The sequence below is a fragment of the Rhodococcus rhodochrous genome (assembly GCF_014854695.1).
In the GTDB taxonomy this organism is placed as follows: Bacteria; Actinomycetota; Actinomycetes; order Mycobacteriales; family Mycobacteriaceae; genus Rhodococcus.
The window spans coordinates 706,987-722,871 of sequence record NZ_CP027557.1 but is presented as its reverse complement, the minus strand read 5'-3'; the positions used below and the strand labels follow the sequence as shown (position 1 = coordinate 722,871).

Genomic DNA, 15,885 nt, shown 5'->3' with positions numbered 1-15,885 from the left:
CGCGCCCTATCCCGACAGGTTGAAGTTGCCGGTCGCGCCGTAGACGGCGAGCGAGATGAGCAGGGTGACGGTGACGACCGCGACGAGCGAGGCCCGCACCGCGTTGCCGACCGCGACACCCACACCGACGGGGCCGCCACCTGCGTTGAAGCCGTAGTAGGTGTGGATGAGCATCACGGCGATCGCCATCACGATGGCCTGGACGAACGACCACAGGATGTCGGTGGGTATCAGGAAGGTCGTGAAGTAGTGGTCGTACACGCCGGCCGACTGACCGTAGAGCACCACCGTCGCGAAACGGCTCGCGACGAACGAGGCGATCACGGCGAGCGAGTACAGCGGGACGATCGCGATCATCCCTGCGAGCACGCGCGTGGACACCAGATACGGGATGGACGGGATCGCCATGGTCTCGAGCGCGTCGATCTCCTCGGAGACACGCATGGCTCCGAGCTGGGCGGTGGAGCCGGCGCCGATGGTGGCCGCCAGCCCGATACCGGCGATCGTCGGGGCCGCGATACGCACATTGATGAAGGCCGCGAAGAACCCGGTGAGCGCTTCGACGCCGATGTTGCCGAGGGAGCTGAAGCCCTGCACGGCGATGATGCCGCCGGTGAAGAGCGTCAGGAAGCCGACGATCACGACGGTGCCGCCGATGACGGCGAGTGCACCGGTGCCCATGCTGATCTCGGCGACCAGACGCACCGTCTCCTTGGGATAGTGCATCAGCGCCCGGGGGACCGTCGCGAGGGCGCGCCCGAAGAACAGCGCCTGCTCCCCCACCCGGTCCACCGTGGACGACGCACGTGTCACGCGCCGAACCGCACGGGGGAAGCGCCAGGACATCACTGCCATGTAATCTCCGCTCCCCTCATCCCGCGGTCAGCTTGATGCCGACGGCCGTGACGAGGAGGTTGACCACGAACAGCGCCATGAACGCGAACACGACCGTCTGGTTGACGGCGTCGCCGACACTCTTCGCTCCACCTTTGACATTGAGACCGAGATAGGACGCGACCAGTCCCGCGATCATGCCGAACAGCCCCGCCTTGACCTGGGAGATCATCAGTTCTCCGAAGCCGGTGAGCAGGGTGATGCCGTTGATGAACGCGCCGGGGTTGACGTCCTGGAGGAAGACCGAGAAGGCGAACCCGCCGAGGATGCCGATCGTGCACACGAGACCGTTGAGCAGCAGCGCGACGACGGTGGACGCGAGCACCCGGGGCACGACGAGACGCTGGATCGGATCGATGCCGAGCACACGCATCGCGTCGATCTCCTCGCGGATGGTGCGCGCCGCGAGATCGGCGCAGATCGCGGTGGCGCCGGCACCGGCGACGATGAGCACCGTGACCATGGGACCCACCTGCGTCACCGCGCCGAGGGCCGCGCCCGCTCCGCTGAGGTCGGCGGCGCCGATCTCCCGGAGCAGGATGTTGAGGGTGAAGCTCACCAGAACCGTGAACGGCACCGCGACGAGCACGGTGGGCACGAGCGAAACGCGTGCGACGAACCAGGCCTGGTCGATGAACTCGCGCCGTTGGAAGGGGCGACGGAAGGCCGCCCGGGCGGTCTCGCCGGTCATGGCGAACAGTCCGCCGACGGCCCGTAAGGGAACCTCGAGGAGGTCTACCATCGTGTGCCCCCTTCGATCCTCACGTCGTCGGCGCGCGGCCGATCGATGGCGTGTGCTGTGACCCGGGTCATAGTAACTAGAACGTGTTCACCTGTCAAAGATCCGTCGAGGGGCATCTCGATCCATTTCCGTCCGAACGGACACACGGGCGTCGACCGACGCGCATCGACACGCTCATAAGTGGTTTTACGCTGGGGTTTCCGTGAGATTTTCGACGCCGGGCCCGAGCTCGATCGCCTCGGCGCGAGAGGCCGTCACGGCCGATCGGGTCGTCGCAGCGGAAGAAAAAACTAGAACACGTACCAGGCGAAAATCCGGGACCCGGCGAGAGCCGGAGGAACGGCCCGAGTGGGCGTGACGCTACCGGAATCCCCGGTGTCCGTCACCCGTAGTTGCAGGATCCCGGCCCCAGGACGAAGACACGGCATCCCCTGCTGTCCCCGAACGGGAACAGCAGGGGTGGCCGGAACTACAGATCGAGAGCCGTCGAGGCCGAGAACGTCCGGCCCGGATCACGATCGGCGAAGTAACCGCCGAGCTCGTCGGCGAGCGCTGCGGGGGTCCACTGCCCGTCGGCGTCGAAACGCTGCTCGACGACCGGCGCGGCCATCAGGGCCACCATGGGTCCGTAGACGATGAAGACCTGCCCGTTGACGCGATCGGCGGCCGGGGAGGCGAGATAGGCGACCAGATTCGCCACATGGTCGGGCGAGAGCGGATCGATACCGTCGTCCGGTGCGTCGCCGAAGACCGCCTCGGTCATCGACGTGCGCGCGCGGGGGCAGATCACGTTCGCCCGGACCCCGTACCGCTCGAGACCTCGGGCGGCCGAAAGGGTGAGTGCGGTGATGCCGGCCTTGGCGGCGCCGTAGTTGGGCTGCCCGGGCGGCCCGAGCAGACCGGCCTCCGAGGACGTGTTGACCAGCCGCCCGTAGACCGGGCCGCCCTCCTGCTTCGACCTGTCGCGCCAGTAGGCCGCCGCATTGCGGGAGAGCAGGAAGTGACCGCGCAGGTGCACGGCGACCACCGAATCCCATTCGTCGTCGGACATGTTGGGCAGCATCCGATCCCGCGTGATGCCCGCATTGTTGACGACGATGTCGAGACCACCGAACTTGCCCTGCGCCGCGGCGAGCATCGCATCGGCCGTCTCACGCTCGGCGACGCTGCCGGGCACGAACTCCGCTGCGGCACCGAGATCGCGGATCCGCGCGAGAGTGTCCTCCACCGCGTCGTTCTCCACGAGATCGTTGACCACCACCGATGCTCCGGCCCGCGCGAGCGCGAGCGCCTCGGCACGTCCGAGACCCGCTCCGGCTCCCGTGACGACGGCGACCCGCCCTTCGAGAGACACCCGATCGTCGTTCCCCACGCCACCGTTGGCGTCCGCACTCATCCACGTACTCCTCGAGATTCGGGCCGATTGCCGGCCGCACGCCGGTACTCTCCCCACCAGGACCCGGGGGCACCGAAAATGTAGAACTTGTTATTTTTCCTGGCAAGGGTCGGTGCCGGTCACCGTCCGACGCTCACGCCTCGGCGAGGGCCGCACGCGGGCACTGGGCGACGGCCTCGCGGACGGCGTCCTCACTACCCTCGGGTACGGGATGCGTGACGATCAGCTCGTCGTCGTCGTTGAGATCGAAGACGTCGGGCGCCAGCCCGACACACACGCCGTTCGCTTCACAGCGGTCGAAGTCGACCTTGACATCCATTCCGGGACCTCGCTTCACATTCGCGCCGACCGATCGGGTCCAGACTAGAACGCGTTCCAATTCTGTGCAATGATTCGCGATGATCCCACAGAGACGATTCGCGGGGACACGCAGCGACGAAACGGAGCGTTCGTGGACATCTCCTACACCCCCGGGCAACAAGCCCTCCGCGAGGAATTGCGGGCCTATTTCGCACAGATCATGACACCCGAGCGCCGCGAGGCGCTCGCGGCCACGACCGGGGAGTACGGCTCCGGCAACGTGTACCGCGAGGTCGTGCAGCAGATGGGCAAGGACGGTTGGCTCACGCTCGGGTGGCCCGAGGAGTACGGCGGTCAGAACCGTTCCGCGATGGACCAATTGATCTTCACCGACGAGGCGGCCATCGCCGGCGCGCCCGTCCCGTTCCTCACCATCGATTCGGTCGCGCCGACGATCATGCACTACGGCACGGACGAGCAGAAGGAGTTCTTCCTCCCCCGCATCTCCGCGGGAGAACTGCACTTCTCGATCGGCTATTCCGAACCCGGCGCCGGCACCGATCTCGCCTCCCTGCGCACCACCGCGGTGCGTGACGGCGACGAGTGGGTCATCAACGGGCAGAAGATGTGGACGAGCCTGATCGCCTACGCCGACTACGTCTGGCTCGCCGCGCGCACCAACCCGGATGTCAAGAAGCACAAGGGGATCAGCGTCTTCATCGTGCCGACCGATACTCCCGGCTTCTCGTACACCCCTGTGCACACCATGGCCGGCCCCGACACGAGCGCCACCTATTACCAGGACGTGCGCGTCCCGGCGTCCGCGCTCGTCGGCGAGGTCGACGGCGGCTGGGCGCTCATCACCAACCAGCTCAACCACGAGCGGGTCGCGCTCACCTCCGCCGGCCCCGTGCGCACCGCGCTGACCGAGGTCCGGCGCTGGGCGCAGGAGACGCATCTGCCCGACGGGCGGCGGGTGATCGACCAGGAATGGGTGCAGATCAACCTGGCACGCGTCCATGCCAAGGCCGAATACCTGCAGCTGATGAACTGGGACATCGCCTCGAGCGCCGGCACGACCCCGCTCGGCCCGGAGGCCGCCTCGGCCAACAAGGTGTTCGGAACCGAATTCGCGACCGAGGCCTACCGGTTGCTCATGGAGGTCCTCGGCCCCGCTGCGACGGTACGGCAGAACTCGGCCGGCGCGTTGCTCCGCGGCCGGATCGAACGCATGCACCGCAGCTCCCTCATCCTCACCTTCGGGGGCGGCACCAACGAGGTACAGCGCGACATCATCGCGATGACCGCTCTCGGCCAGCCGCCCGCCAAGCGTTAGAAAAGGACGCGCACCGTGGACTTCACCCTTACCGAGGCCCAGCAGGATCTCGCAGAACTGACCCGCAGCATCGTCGCGGACATCGTCACCAACGAACACCTGCGCACACTCGACGCCTCCGAGGACCGCATCGACCGCACCCTGTGGGACACGCTCGCATCGTCGGGCGTGCTCGGCGCCGCTCTTCCCGAGTCGCTGGGCGGAGACGGGTACGGCCCACTCGAGCAGGCGAGCATCCTGCGCGAACTCGGCCGCGGCGTCGCCGCCGTCCCCTACATCGGCTCGATCGCCGCGTGCGCGTCGGCGATCGCGGAGTTCGGCACCGCCGAGCAGCAGGCCGAGTGGGGGCGTCCCGCGGCGACCGGTGAGCAGATCCTCTCCGCAGCCCTTGCCGAGGAACTGAATCCCGATCCCACGACCCCGGCGACCCGGGCGCAGGCCACGGGCGACGGGCACGTGCTCGACGGCGTGAAGATCGTCGTCGACGCGGCGCCGGTCGCCGACGGTTTCCTCGTCCCGGCCACCGTAAGCGACTCGGTGGCGGTCTTCCTCGTGCGACCCGACGATCCGGGTGTCTCGATCACCCGGCAGCAGACCACCGACTTCGACAGTCGCGGCATCGTCACCCTCGAGCAGGTCCCGCTCCCGGCCGACCGTGTTCTCGGCACCGACGGCGTCGCCGTGGCGACGTGGTTGCGCGACCGCAGCCTGCTCGGCTCCGCCGCCTACCAGTGCGGCGTCCTCGAACAGGCCCTCGAGCTCACCGCGCAGTACGCGCGCGAACGCGTCCAGTTCGATCGCCCGATCGGTAGTTTCCAGGCCGTCTCCCAGCGACTCGCCGACGCCTACATCGACGTCAAGGCGGTGCGACTGACGTTGTGGCAGGCCGCCTTCCGGATGGCCTCGGGTGAGCGTCACGACGACGCCCTGCGCACCGCGGCCTTCTGGGCGGCCGATGCGGGACACCGTGTCGCGCACACGACCGTGCACGTGCACGGCGGTGTCGGGCTCGACGAGGACCATCCGGTGCACCGCTACTTCCTCGCGGCCAAGCACCACGAGTTCCTGCTCGGCTCCGCCACCGACCAGTTGCGCGCGCTCGGACACGAACTCGCCGACGTCCCGGCCTGATCGCATGACCGCTCTCACCGTCACCGAACTGCTCGAACGACTCGCCGACGTCGACGATCGAGGCCTGCGTTTCGAGGAGACCGAACTGTCGTGGCGCGAACACGTCGCGCAGTCCCGGCGACGCGCCGCACTGTTACGCGACCTGCTCGACGGCCCGGCGCCGAAGCACATCGGGATCCTCATGGACAACGTCCCGGAGTTCTCGTTGCTGCTGGGCGCCGCGGCCTTCTCCGGTTCGGTGGTGGTGGGCCTGAACACGACCCGGCGCGGTGCGGCGCTCGCCCGCGACATCGCGCTCGCCGATTGCCGGGTCGTGTTCACCGAGGCCGCACATGCGTCCCTGCTCGACGGTGTGGATCTCGGCGACGTGCGGGTGATCGACGTCGACTCGCCCGAGTGGACGGCGATGCTCGCCCCGTTCGCCGACACGGTCGGGGAGACTGCCTCGCCCTCCCCCGACGACCTGTTCATGCTGATCTTCACGTCGGGCACGAGCGGCGACCCGAAGGCCGTGCGGTGCACGCACCGCAAGTTCACCGATCCCGCGACGATGCTCGCCACGCGGTTCGGTCTCGGCCCCGACGACACCGTGTACGTGTCGATGCCCCTGTTCCATTCCAACGCGATGATCGCCGGCTGGGCGATCGGGCTCGCGGCGCGCGGCAGCATCGCTCTGCGTCGACGGTTCTCGGCGTCGGGTTTCCTTCCCGACGTCCGCCGCTACGGGGTGACCTTCGCGAACTACGTCGGCAAGCCGCTGTCGTATGTCGTGGCGACTCCCGAGCAGCCCGACGACCACGACAACCCGCTGCGCATCGTGTACGGCAACGAGGCGTCGGCCGCCGACGTCGCCGAGTTCACGCGGCGCTTCGGCGCACGGGTGGTCGACGGATTCGGCTCGACCGAGGGCGGCATCGCGATCGCGTCGGCACCCGACGCCCCGGCCGGCGCCCTCGGCCGGCTTCCCGAGGGCATCGAGATCCTCGATCCCGAGACGGGGCGACGCTGCCCTCCGGCGGTGTTCGACGCGAACGGCAGGATCACCAACGCCGACGCCGCGACGGGCGAGCTCGTCAACGTGCGCGGTGCCGGTCTGTTCGACGGCTACTACAACAACCCCGAGGCCGACGCCGAACGCCTCCGCGACGGGCGCTATCACAGCGGCGACCTCGCCTACCGGGACGCGAACGGCTTCGTCTACTTCGCCGGACGCAGCTCGGGCTGGCTCCGGGTGGACGGGGAGAATCTCGGTGCGGCACCCATCGAGCGCATCCTGATGCGGTACGAGGGTTTCGCTCAGGTTGCGGTGTACGGGGTGCCCGACCGCAACGTCGGCGACCGGGTGATGGCCGCGGTGATCCCTGCGGCGGGCTCCGACTTCGATCCGGTCGCGTTCGCGCGTTTCCTCGATGCGCAGACCGATCTCGGCCCCAAGCAGATGCCCGGTCTGATCCGTGTCTGCAGCGAGTTCCCCCGTACCGCGACCTTCAAGGTCCTGACCCGTTCCCTGGCCGCCGAACGCTGGTCCTGTAGCGATCCGGTGTGGCTTCGGGAACGTGGCGATTCCGAATTCCGGCTGTTGTCAGACGAACTGGTGCACCTTCTCGAACCCGCCTCCGTCGGCACTTCTGCGCGATAGCGTCGTCCCGAGACCCGGGATCGATCCCTTGCCGCTCTACATACCCTGGGGTATGTTCGGCGCACCCGAGAGGTCGGGACGCGGTTTCGTCGATGCGACCGTGGAAGAAGCGAGGATTCATGGGATCGGTGCCACGCGCGACCGCACACGCACTGGGCGGTTTCTATGCGCTGTCCCTCGACGCGTTCACCGCCCTGTTCCGCTCCCGCTTCCAATGGCGCGAATTCCTCACCCAGTTCTGGTTCATCGCCCGGGTGTCGCTCGTGCCCACGATCCTGATGTCCGTCCCGTTCACCGTCCTCGTCGTGTTCACGCTCAATTCGCTGCTGCTCGAGATCGGTGCCGGCGACCTGAGCGGAGCGGGTGCCGGGCTCGGCGCCATCACGCAGATCGGCCCGCTCGTGACGGTGCTGGTGGTCGCCGGGGCCGGCGCCACCGCGATCGCCGCCGACCTCGGCTCCCGCACCATCCGCGACGAGATCGCCGCGCTCGAGGTGCTCGGCATCGACCCCGCCGCCCGGCTCGTGTTGCCGCGCGCACTGGCGTCGACCGCCGTCGCGGTCACGCTCAACGGGGCGGTGTGCGCGATCGGTCTGATCGGCGGGTTCTTCTTCTCGGTGACACTCCAGAACGTCGATCCCGGCGCCTACGCCGCGGGGGTCACGCTGCTCGTCGGTCCCGGTGAGCTGCTGCTCTCGGAGATCAAGGCGGCGGTCTTCGGTCTGCTCGCCGGTCTGATCGCGTGCCATCGCGGGCTCTCGGTCAGCGGCGGCCCGAAGAGCGTCGGCGAGGCCGTCAACGAGACGGTGGTCTTCGCGTTCGTCGCGTTGTTCCTTGCCAACATGCTGCTCACCTCGATCGGTATCGCGGTGATGGGGCGATGAGTATCACGGGGGCGGCCACCGGTCGGACTGCGCAGGTGGTGCGCCGCCTCGGCCACGGGATCTCACGCAGCATCGACATCCTGGGACGCCAGGTCGTCTTCCTCGTCGGCGCGTTGTTCTCGACGGTGCGGGCGGCCCGGCACTATCCGCGCGAGACCCTGCGTGTGGTCTCGGAGATCGGCCTCGGCACCGGCGTGCTCGCGATGGTGGGCGGCAGCGTCGCCATCATGGGTTTCCTCACCCTGTTCGCCGGCGCGACCGTCGCCGTGCAGGGTTTCACCTCACTCGGCAACATCGGTGTCGAAGCGCTCACCGGCTTCCTGTCCGCCTACGTCAACGTCCGGGTCGTCGCACCTGTGACGGCCGGTGTCGGTCTCGCCGCGACCATCGGTGCCGGGACCACCGCTCAACTCGGCGCGATGCGGATCAGCGAGGAGATCGACGCGCTCGAGGTCATGGCCATCAAGTCGGTGCCGTATCTCGTCGGCACACGCATCCTGGCGGGCCTGATCGCCGTCGTGCCCCTGTACTCGCTGTCGGTGCTGGCGTCGTTCCTGTCGAGCCGCATCGCGACCGTCGTGGTGCTCGGCCAGTCGCCCGGCGTCTACGACCACTATTTCGCGACCTTCCTGCGCCCGACCGACGTGCTGTGGTCGTTCGGGCAGGCGATCACCATGGCCGTGGTCGTCATGACCGTGCACAGCTACTACGGCTACACCGCCTCGGGCGGACCATCCGGCGTCGGTGTCGCGACGGGTCGCGCGGTGCGGATGTCGCTCATTGCGGTGGTGACGGTGACCCTGCTGATCTCCCTGGTCCTCTACGGCAGCAGCCGCCAGCTGCATCTGGCGGGGTGAGGAGCGTGCCCACCTGGTTGCCGAAGGTCGCTGCGACGTGCTTCGTCGTCGTCTCCGCGCTCGTTCTCGTGTTCGTCTACCACGGCTTCCGCGGCTCGTTCACGCCCGGCGTGAAGGTGACCGTCGAGAGCGGCCGCTCCGGTCTGATGCTCGAGGACGGCGCCATGGTCAAGGCGCACGGGGTGCACGTCGGCAGCGTCACGGCGGTGCAGCAGACGCCGTCCGGCGCGGTGATCGAACTGCGCCTGGATCCGGACGCCGCCGCCCGGCTGCCCGCCGACCCCGGCGCCGACATCCGCGCGACGACGGTCTTCGGCGCCAAGTACGTCACCCTCACCGACCCACCGTCGCCCGGCCCGGTCGGACTGGCCGAGGGCACGGTGCTGCGCGCATCGAGCGTGACCGTGGAGACGAACACCGTCTTCGAATCGTTGTCCGACGTCCTGCACGCGGTCGATCCGGCGAAGCTGAACCGCACGCTCGGTGCGCTGTCGTCGGCGTTGCGCGGACAGGGCGAGTCGCTCGGCCGCGCGCTCGTCGACACCGACGCCGTCCTCACCCGGATCGAACCGCGCACCGAGACACTGCGACGCGATCTCGCCGCCGCCGAGGCGACCGCCGACATCTACGCCGGAGCCACCGACGGGATCGTGGCGTCGTTCGACAATCTCGCCGTCACCGGCACGACCCTCGTCGACCGCGCCGACGACCTCGACCGCGTCCTGCTCGCCGCGATCGGCATGGGTGACGCCGGTCGCCGTGTGGTCGAGCCGAACAGCGAGCAGATCGTCGACGTGCTCGATCTCCTGCGCCCCACGGCTTCTCTCCTCGAGGAGTACTCGCCGGTCCTCCCCTGCTTCCTGCAGGGCGCCGACCGTGCCCGGCAGCTCGCCGAACCGGCCTCGGGTGGCAACGGCTCGTCGATGATGCTGAAGTCGACCTTCCTGCTCGGCACCGACCCGTACGAATATCCGCGCAATCTTCCGGTCGTCGAGGCCACCGGCGGGCCACGCTGCGGTCCCCTGCCCATCGTGACGGTCGACGAGACCCCCGCCCCGTACGTCGTAGCGAACACCGGCGCCAATCCGTTCGAGGCCGGCAACACCTCACCGGTCTTCGTCCCCGACTCGCTGTTCGAACTGCTCACCGGAGGCGCCGGATGACACGCACCGCGATCGCCGCGGGCATCTACGCCCTCGTCATGGTTCTGATCCTGGCCGGACTGTTCGTCGTCTTCGGCCAGGTCCGGTTCGGTGAACACACGCGCTACCACGCGCTCTTCGACGACGTCTCCGGTCTCGAGGAGGGCCAGTTCGTCCGCGTCTCCGGGGTCGAGGTCGGCAGGGTCACCGCCGTGGAGTTCGCCGAGAACAACCGCATCGACGTGGCCTTCGAGGTCGACTCGTCGTACACCCCGACCCGCGCGAGCATCGCCACCGTGCGTTATCTCAACCTCGTCGGCGACCGGTACCTCGAATTGTCCGACGGTGCCGGCGATCCCACACCCATGGCGGCCGACGAGACGATCGGCACCGACCGGACCCGGCCGGCACTCGATCTGGACGTGCTCATCGGCAGCTTCACACCGTTGTTCCGCGCGCTCGAACCCGAACAGGTCAACCGGTTGTCGGCCGATCTCATCACCGTGCTGCAGGGCCAGGGCGGCACCGTCGAATCCGTCCTCGCCCAAGCGGCTTCGCTCACCTCGCACATCGCCGACCGCGACGTCCTCGTCGGGCAGGTGATCACGAACCTCGACTCGGTCCTCGCGAATCTCGCCGCGCACCGCGACACCTTCGACACCGCACTGGTGCGCGCCCACGAGGTGGCCGCGCGACTCGCACAGGACGCCACGCTGGTCGGCGACGCCGTCACCCACATCGATGCGATCGGCGGGTCGCTCACCGATCTGCTCGCGCAGTCCCGCACCTCACTCGCCGGCACGATCCGCGAAACAGGCAACGTCGCCGCGCAGGTCGACTCGCGCAGCGACACCGTCGAACAACTGACGACCGAACTGCCCGACGCCTACAAGGCCCTCACGCGACTCGGCGCCTACGGCGGATTCTTCAACTACTACCTGTGCGGCATGCTCATCGAGATCAACGACCTGTCCGGCAACAAGGTCACCTCACCGCTGTTCGGGCAGACGACGGGCAGGTGCGCTCCGGCATGACCCAGTTCCGCGAGATGAATCCCGTGCGTGTCGGCGTCGTCGGCACGATCGTGCTCGTCGTGCTCGTGCTCGGCGCCCTGAACATCCGCTCCCTGCCGTTCCTCGACGGCGGCACGACCTACCGGGCGAGATTCGTCGACGCCGGTGGCCTGAACACCGGCGACACCGTGCAGGTCGCGGGCAAGGACGCCGGGCGGGTGACCGACATCGACATCGACCACGACGCCGTGGCCGTCACGTTCACCGTCGACCGGGCGGTCGTCCTCGGAACCGACACCACCGTCGAGATCGCCACCGCCACCGCGCTCGGGGCACGCAACCTGCGCGTGCGCCCCGCCGGTCCGGGACGACTCGAGGACGGCGCCACCATCGACCTCGACCGCACCCTCGCGCCCTACCAGTTGACCGACGCCCTCGGCGATCTCACCGATACCGCCGCTGCGATCGACACCGAGCAACTGCGCGAGTCGATGGAAGTACTGTCCGACACCCTGCGCGAGACGCCCGACGACGTCGGCGCGGCGCTCGACGGTGTGCGGCGACTGTCCGAGACCGTCGCGTCGCGGGACGAATCCCTGCGGGCGCTCCTCGCGCACGCCGAACAGGTCACCGCGGTCCTCGCCGAGCGCAGCGACGCGATCGACGCGCTGATCGTCGACGCCGACCGCATCCTCGGCGAACTGCACCGCCGCCGAGCCGCTCTCGACACCCTGTTCGCGAACGTCGATGCGTTGTCGGTCCAGATCTCGAATCTCGTCGCCGACAACGAGGCCCAGCTCGAACCCACCCTGGGCAAGCTGAACGCCGTCCTCGGGATCCTCGAACGCAACCGCGACAACATCGCCCTGGCCATCGAGCGGCTGGGCCCGTACGCGACCGAACTCGGCGAGGCCGTCGCGTCCGGTCCGTTCTTCAACTCGTACATCCAGAACCTGTTGCCCATGCAGATCATCGAGCCGGCCCTGACCGCCGCGCTCGAGAAGGCCGGCATCACGCCGCCGGGAGGTACACCGTGACGCGACTGCGTCCCCTGATCTCGTGGGGTGTCCCGATCCTGCTTCTCGCCGTCGTCGCGGTGGTGTCGTTCACCGTCGCGCCGTGGCGGTCGGCCGACGAATACGCGGCCGAATTCACCTCGAGCCGTGGCCTGTACGTGGGTGACGACGTGCGCATCATGGGGGTCGAGGTCGGGCGTGTGACGAAGATCGAACCGCGCGGCGATCGCGTCCTCGTGCGCTTCGACATCGACTCCGAGCGCCGCATCCCCGCCGACGCACAGGCCGCGATCGTCGCCCCCACTCTGGTTTCCGCCCGCTTCGTCCAGCTCACCCCACCGCACACGGGAGGACCGGAACTGCCGGTGGGAGCAACGATTCCCGTCGAACGCACCGCGGTCCCGGTCGAATGGGACGAGATCACCGAACAACTGACGCGACTGACGACCGAACTGGGGCCCGACGACACCGACCCGCAGGGGGCACTCGGTGAGGTCCTCGACGTTGCGGCCGCCAACGCCGAGGGACACGGCCCCGCCCTGCGCGACAGCCTGCAGCAGCTCGCAACGGCGATGCGCACGATCTCCGACGGCCGGCACGACCTGTTCGGCACCCTCGGCAACCTGCAGGTCTTCGTCGAGGCGCTGTCGATGAGCGGCGACCAGATCGTCTCCTTCCACGACCGGCTCGCGTCCGTCACCGAGATCCTCGACGCGAACCGCGACGACATGGGCGCCGCACTGGCGGGACTCGATGCCGTCCTCGTCGACGTCGAGCGGTTCGTCCGCGACAACCGCGAACGCGTCGACACGACCGTCGATCGCACGGCCGCACTGACCGAGACCCTGGCGGCGCAGCGCGACGGGATCGCGCAGGTACTGCACGTCGCACCGACGGCGTTGTCGAACCTGCAGGGCATCTATCAGCCCGCGCACAACACGGTGGTCTCGGCGTTGTCGCTGACCAACTTCGCCAATCCTGCCCAGTTCGTCTGCTCTGCGCTCGCCGCGGCCGAGCAGGTCGACGCGCACACCGCGTCGGAGTTGTGCGTGCAGTATCTCGGCCCGATCCTGCCGCTGCTCGCGATGGACTACCCACCCGTGCGCCTCAACCCGACGCGCGGCGTGGGGGCATTGCCCGACCAGCTCGTCTACACCGAGCCCGAGTTGATGCCGGCGCCCGGTGCGCCGTCGCCGGCCTCACTGGCCGATCTGCTCTCCCCGGGGGCGCCGTGAGAACACGAGTCCTGCGCGCGGTCGGTGTCCTCGCCTGCCTGGCCCTGACCGCCGGGTGCGAGTGGCGCGGCCTGAACAGCCTGCCCCTTCCCGGCACGCACGGTCGCGGCGACGACGCGTTCGCCGTGACCATCGAGATGCCCGACGTCACGACCCTCGAACGCAATTCACGGGTCCGCGTCGGCGACGTCACCGTCGGGCGGGTCGCCGACCTGCGGCTCGGCGACGGACATGCGCTCGTGACGGTGATGGTCGACGGCAGCACGGTGCTTCCGGAGAACACGGTCGCGAAGATCGGGCAGACGAGCCTGCTCGGGTCCGCCCACGTCGAACTCTCTCCCCCGCTCGCCGAACCCGCCCGTGGCCGGCTCGGGGACGGCGACGTCATCCCCCTCGAGCGGGCGGGTGCGTTCCCCACCACCGAGCAGACCCTGTCGTCGCTGTCGCTGGTGCTCAGCGGCGGTGGCCTCGCCCAAGCCCAGGAGATCACCCGCGAACTCAACCGGGCGATGGACGGACGGCAGGAGTCGGTGCGGGCCCTGCTCACCCGCCTCGACGCGGTGCTCGCCGGGCTGGACGGCCAGAAGGAGCAGATCGTGAGCGCGATGGAATCGCTCGACGCACTCGCCGTCGAGGTCGCCGAGCACAACACCGAGATCGCGGCGGCGACGGACGATCTCGCGCCCGCCATGGAGGTGTTGTCCACCCAGCGCGACGACCTGACCCGCGCCGCCGATGCGCTCGGGCAGTTCGGGCGCGTCGCGAACGAGGTCGTCGAGGCGAGCGGCGACGACGTCGTCGCGAACCTGCGTGATCTCGAACCGGTGCTGGCCTCGCTCGCGTCGGCGGGCGACTCGCTCACCGAGTCGCTGCGCTACCTGCTGACCTTCCCGTTCCCCATCGACACCTACCGCAACGCGGTGCGCGGCGACTACGCGAACGGCACGGTCATCCTCGACCTCACCCTGCCGACCCTCGAGAACGCACTGCTGCTCGGCACGCCCTTCGAGAACGCACTCACCGGCGGCGGGCGACCCGTGCCGGATCCGGTGTCGCTGCTCGTCCCGCCAGTGTCGGAGCCGACCCGATGAGCCCGGCTGCGGTGCTGCGCCGCAAACTGGCGGTGTTCTTCTCGGTCGGGATCGCGGCGGTGCTGATCGTCGCGCTGTTCATCGTCGAGGTGCCCGCCCTGTTCGGGGTGGGACGCTACGAGGTGCGTCTCGACCTCGCCGACGCCGGGGGTCTGTATCCCTCGGCGAACGTCACCTACCGCGGCATCGAGATCGGCCGGGTGACGTCACTGACCATGACCACGAGCGGCGCCGAGGCGGTTCTCTCGCTCGACTCGGATGTTCCGGTGCCGGCCGATTCGGCGGCGCAGATCCGCAGCATGTCGGCGATCGGCGAGCAGTACGTCGAGTTCCTGCCCGACGGCGAGGACGGCCCGTATCTGACCGCGGGGTCGATCGTTCCCCGCGATCGCATCTCCGTGCCCGAACCGATCGGCGGTGCGCTCGACCAGCTCGACGCCACGCTGCAGTCCGTGGGACCCGACCGCCTCGCCCTGCTGCTCGACGAGACCCACACGGCGGTGGCCGATTCCGGCGACGCCCTGCGGATCCTCGTCGAGGCCGGCGCGGCGGTGAGCGCCGAGGCCGCTGCGAGCGCGGACAGCACCGCGGCACTGATCGATCAGGTCGGTCCGTTGCTCGACACGCAGGTCGCGTCGTCGGATGCGATCGCCCGATGGGCGTCCTCCCTGGCGGGCACCACCGCACAGTTGCGCGACTCCGACAGCGACGTGCGCACCCTCCTCGGCGTGACGGCCCCTGCCGCCGCGCAGGTGCAGGCGCTGTTCGAGGAGGCCGAACCGACCCTCCCCCTGCTGCTCGCCAATCTGGTCACCGTCGAGCAGGTCGCCGCGGTGTACCGGCCGTCGCTCGAACAGATGCTGGTGCTGTTCCCGTCGATCATGGCGTCGACCCAGTCGGCGGGTCTGCCCAATGTCGACAACCCCTCGCAGAACACCTACTTCACCGCGACCTTCAACGACCCGCCGCCGTGCATCACCGGCTTCCTGCCGCCGGAACAGCGGCGCTCACCCACCGAGTTCGACGTGCCCGACACCCCGCCCGATCTGTACTGCAAGCTGCCGGCGGACTCCCCCATCGCGGTGCGCGGGGCACGGAACATGCCGTGCATCGAGTACCCGGGGCGCCGTGCCCCCACGGTACAGTTGTGCCGCGACGGTGGTTATTCGGCGACGAGCCTGGAAGGGCTTCTGTCGCCGCCGAACTGAG

The 15,885-nt window shown here is 68.9% G+C and carries 15 protein-coding genes; 11 read left to right on the top strand and 4 right to left on the bottom strand.

The window, feature by feature from the left end; all coding sequences use genetic code 11:
- Positions 1 to 6 precede the first annotated feature (6 nt).
- The 4 genes from C6Y44_RS03315 to C6Y44_RS03300 all read right to left on the bottom strand — a co-directional run bounded on the left by C6Y44_RS03315 (position 7) and on the right by C6Y44_RS03300 (position 3,351).
- A complete protein-coding gene (locus C6Y44_RS03315; protein ID WP_120281392.1) occupies positions 7 to 855 on the bottom strand; it encodes an MlaE family ABC transporter permease in 849 nt (282 codons plus the stop codon).
- A 16-nt stretch (positions 856 to 871) separates the two neighbouring features.
- Positions 872 to 1,636, bottom strand: a complete 765-nt coding sequence (locus tag C6Y44_RS03310; protein ID WP_006551898.1) for an MlaE family ABC transporter permease — start codon at positions 1,634 to 1,636, stop codon at positions 872 to 874.
- Between the two features lie 469 nt (positions 1,637 to 2,105).
- Positions 2,106 to 3,032, bottom strand: a complete 927-nt coding sequence (locus tag C6Y44_RS03305; protein WP_120281391.1) for a 3-oxoacyl-ACP reductase — start codon at positions 3,030 to 3,032, stop codon at positions 2,106 to 2,108.
- Positions 3,033 to 3,165: 133 nt separating this feature from the next.
- Positions 3,166 to 3,351: a ferredoxin gene (locus C6Y44_RS03300; protein WP_016692405.1), complete on the bottom strand. Its 186-nt coding sequence runs from the start codon at positions 3,349 to 3,351 to the stop codon at positions 3,166 to 3,168.
- 132 nt (positions 3,352 to 3,483) lie between these two features.
- Between C6Y44_RS03300 and C6Y44_RS03295 the strand changes: the two genes are divergently transcribed.
- From C6Y44_RS03295 to C6Y44_RS03245, 11 genes are all read left to right on the top strand, one after another.
- Positions 3,484 to 4,668, top strand: coding sequence for an acyl-CoA dehydrogenase family protein (locus tag C6Y44_RS03295; RefSeq protein ID WP_024102953.1), 1,185 nt, complete (start codon positions 3,484 to 3,486; stop codon positions 4,666 to 4,668).
- Positions 4,669 to 4,683: 15 nt separating this feature from the next.
- A complete protein-coding gene (locus C6Y44_RS03290) occupies positions 4,684 to 5,799 on the top strand; it encodes an acyl-CoA dehydrogenase family protein (protein WP_120281389.1) in 1,116 nt (371 codons plus the stop codon).
- Between the two features lie 4 nt (positions 5,800 to 5,803).
- A complete protein-coding gene (locus C6Y44_RS03285) occupies positions 5,804 to 7,438 on the top strand; it encodes a long-chain-fatty-acid--CoA ligase (RefSeq protein ID WP_192378627.1) in 1,635 nt (544 codons plus the stop codon).
- A gap of 119 nt (positions 7,439 to 7,557) precedes the next feature.
- Positions 7,558 to 8,322, top strand: a complete 765-nt coding sequence (locus C6Y44_RS03280; protein WP_016692401.1) for an MlaE family ABC transporter permease — start codon at positions 7,558 to 7,560, stop codon at positions 8,320 to 8,322.
- A 2-nt stretch (positions 8,323 to 8,324) separates the two neighbouring features.
- A complete protein-coding gene (locus C6Y44_RS03275; RefSeq protein ID WP_404817794.1) occupies positions 8,325 to 9,179 on the top strand; it encodes an MlaE family ABC transporter permease in 855 nt (284 codons plus the stop codon).
- Between the two features lie 5 nt (positions 9,180 to 9,184).
- Positions 9,185 to 10,342: an MCE family protein gene (locus tag C6Y44_RS03270; protein ID WP_225623715.1), complete on the top strand. Its 1,158-nt coding sequence runs from the start codon at positions 9,185 to 9,187 to the stop codon at positions 10,340 to 10,342.
- Positions 10,339 to 11,355: an MCE family protein gene (locus tag C6Y44_RS03265; RefSeq protein WP_159416745.1), complete on the top strand. Its 1,017-nt coding sequence runs from the start codon at positions 10,339 to 10,341 to the stop codon at positions 11,353 to 11,355. Before C6Y44_RS03270 ends, C6Y44_RS03265 begins: the two co-directional genes overlap by 4 nt.
- Entirely contained in the window at positions 11,352 to 12,371 is a 1,020-nt protein-coding gene (locus tag C6Y44_RS03260) for an MCE family protein (protein ID WP_225623714.1), read from the top strand. Before C6Y44_RS03265 ends, C6Y44_RS03260 begins: the two co-directional genes overlap by 4 nt.
- Entirely contained in the window at positions 12,368 to 13,585 is a 1,218-nt protein-coding gene (locus C6Y44_RS03255; RefSeq protein WP_159416747.1) for an MCE family protein, read from the top strand. Before C6Y44_RS03260 ends, C6Y44_RS03255 begins: the two co-directional genes overlap by 4 nt.
- Positions 13,582 to 14,676 (top strand): MCE family protein, encoded by a 1,095-nt coding sequence (locus tag C6Y44_RS03250; RefSeq protein ID WP_159416748.1) that lies wholly within the window; start codon positions 13,582 to 13,584, stop codon positions 14,674 to 14,676. The genes C6Y44_RS03255 and C6Y44_RS03250 overlap by 4 nt, the downstream gene beginning before the upstream one ends.
- The gene (locus tag C6Y44_RS03245) at positions 14,673 to 15,884 is read left to right on the top strand and encodes an MCE family protein (protein WP_159416749.1); all 1,212 of its coding nucleotides are present in this window, start codon (positions 14,673 to 14,675) and stop codon (positions 15,882 to 15,884) included. The genes C6Y44_RS03250 and C6Y44_RS03245 overlap by 4 nt, the downstream gene beginning before the upstream one ends.
- Position 15,885: the final 1 nt, after the last annotated feature.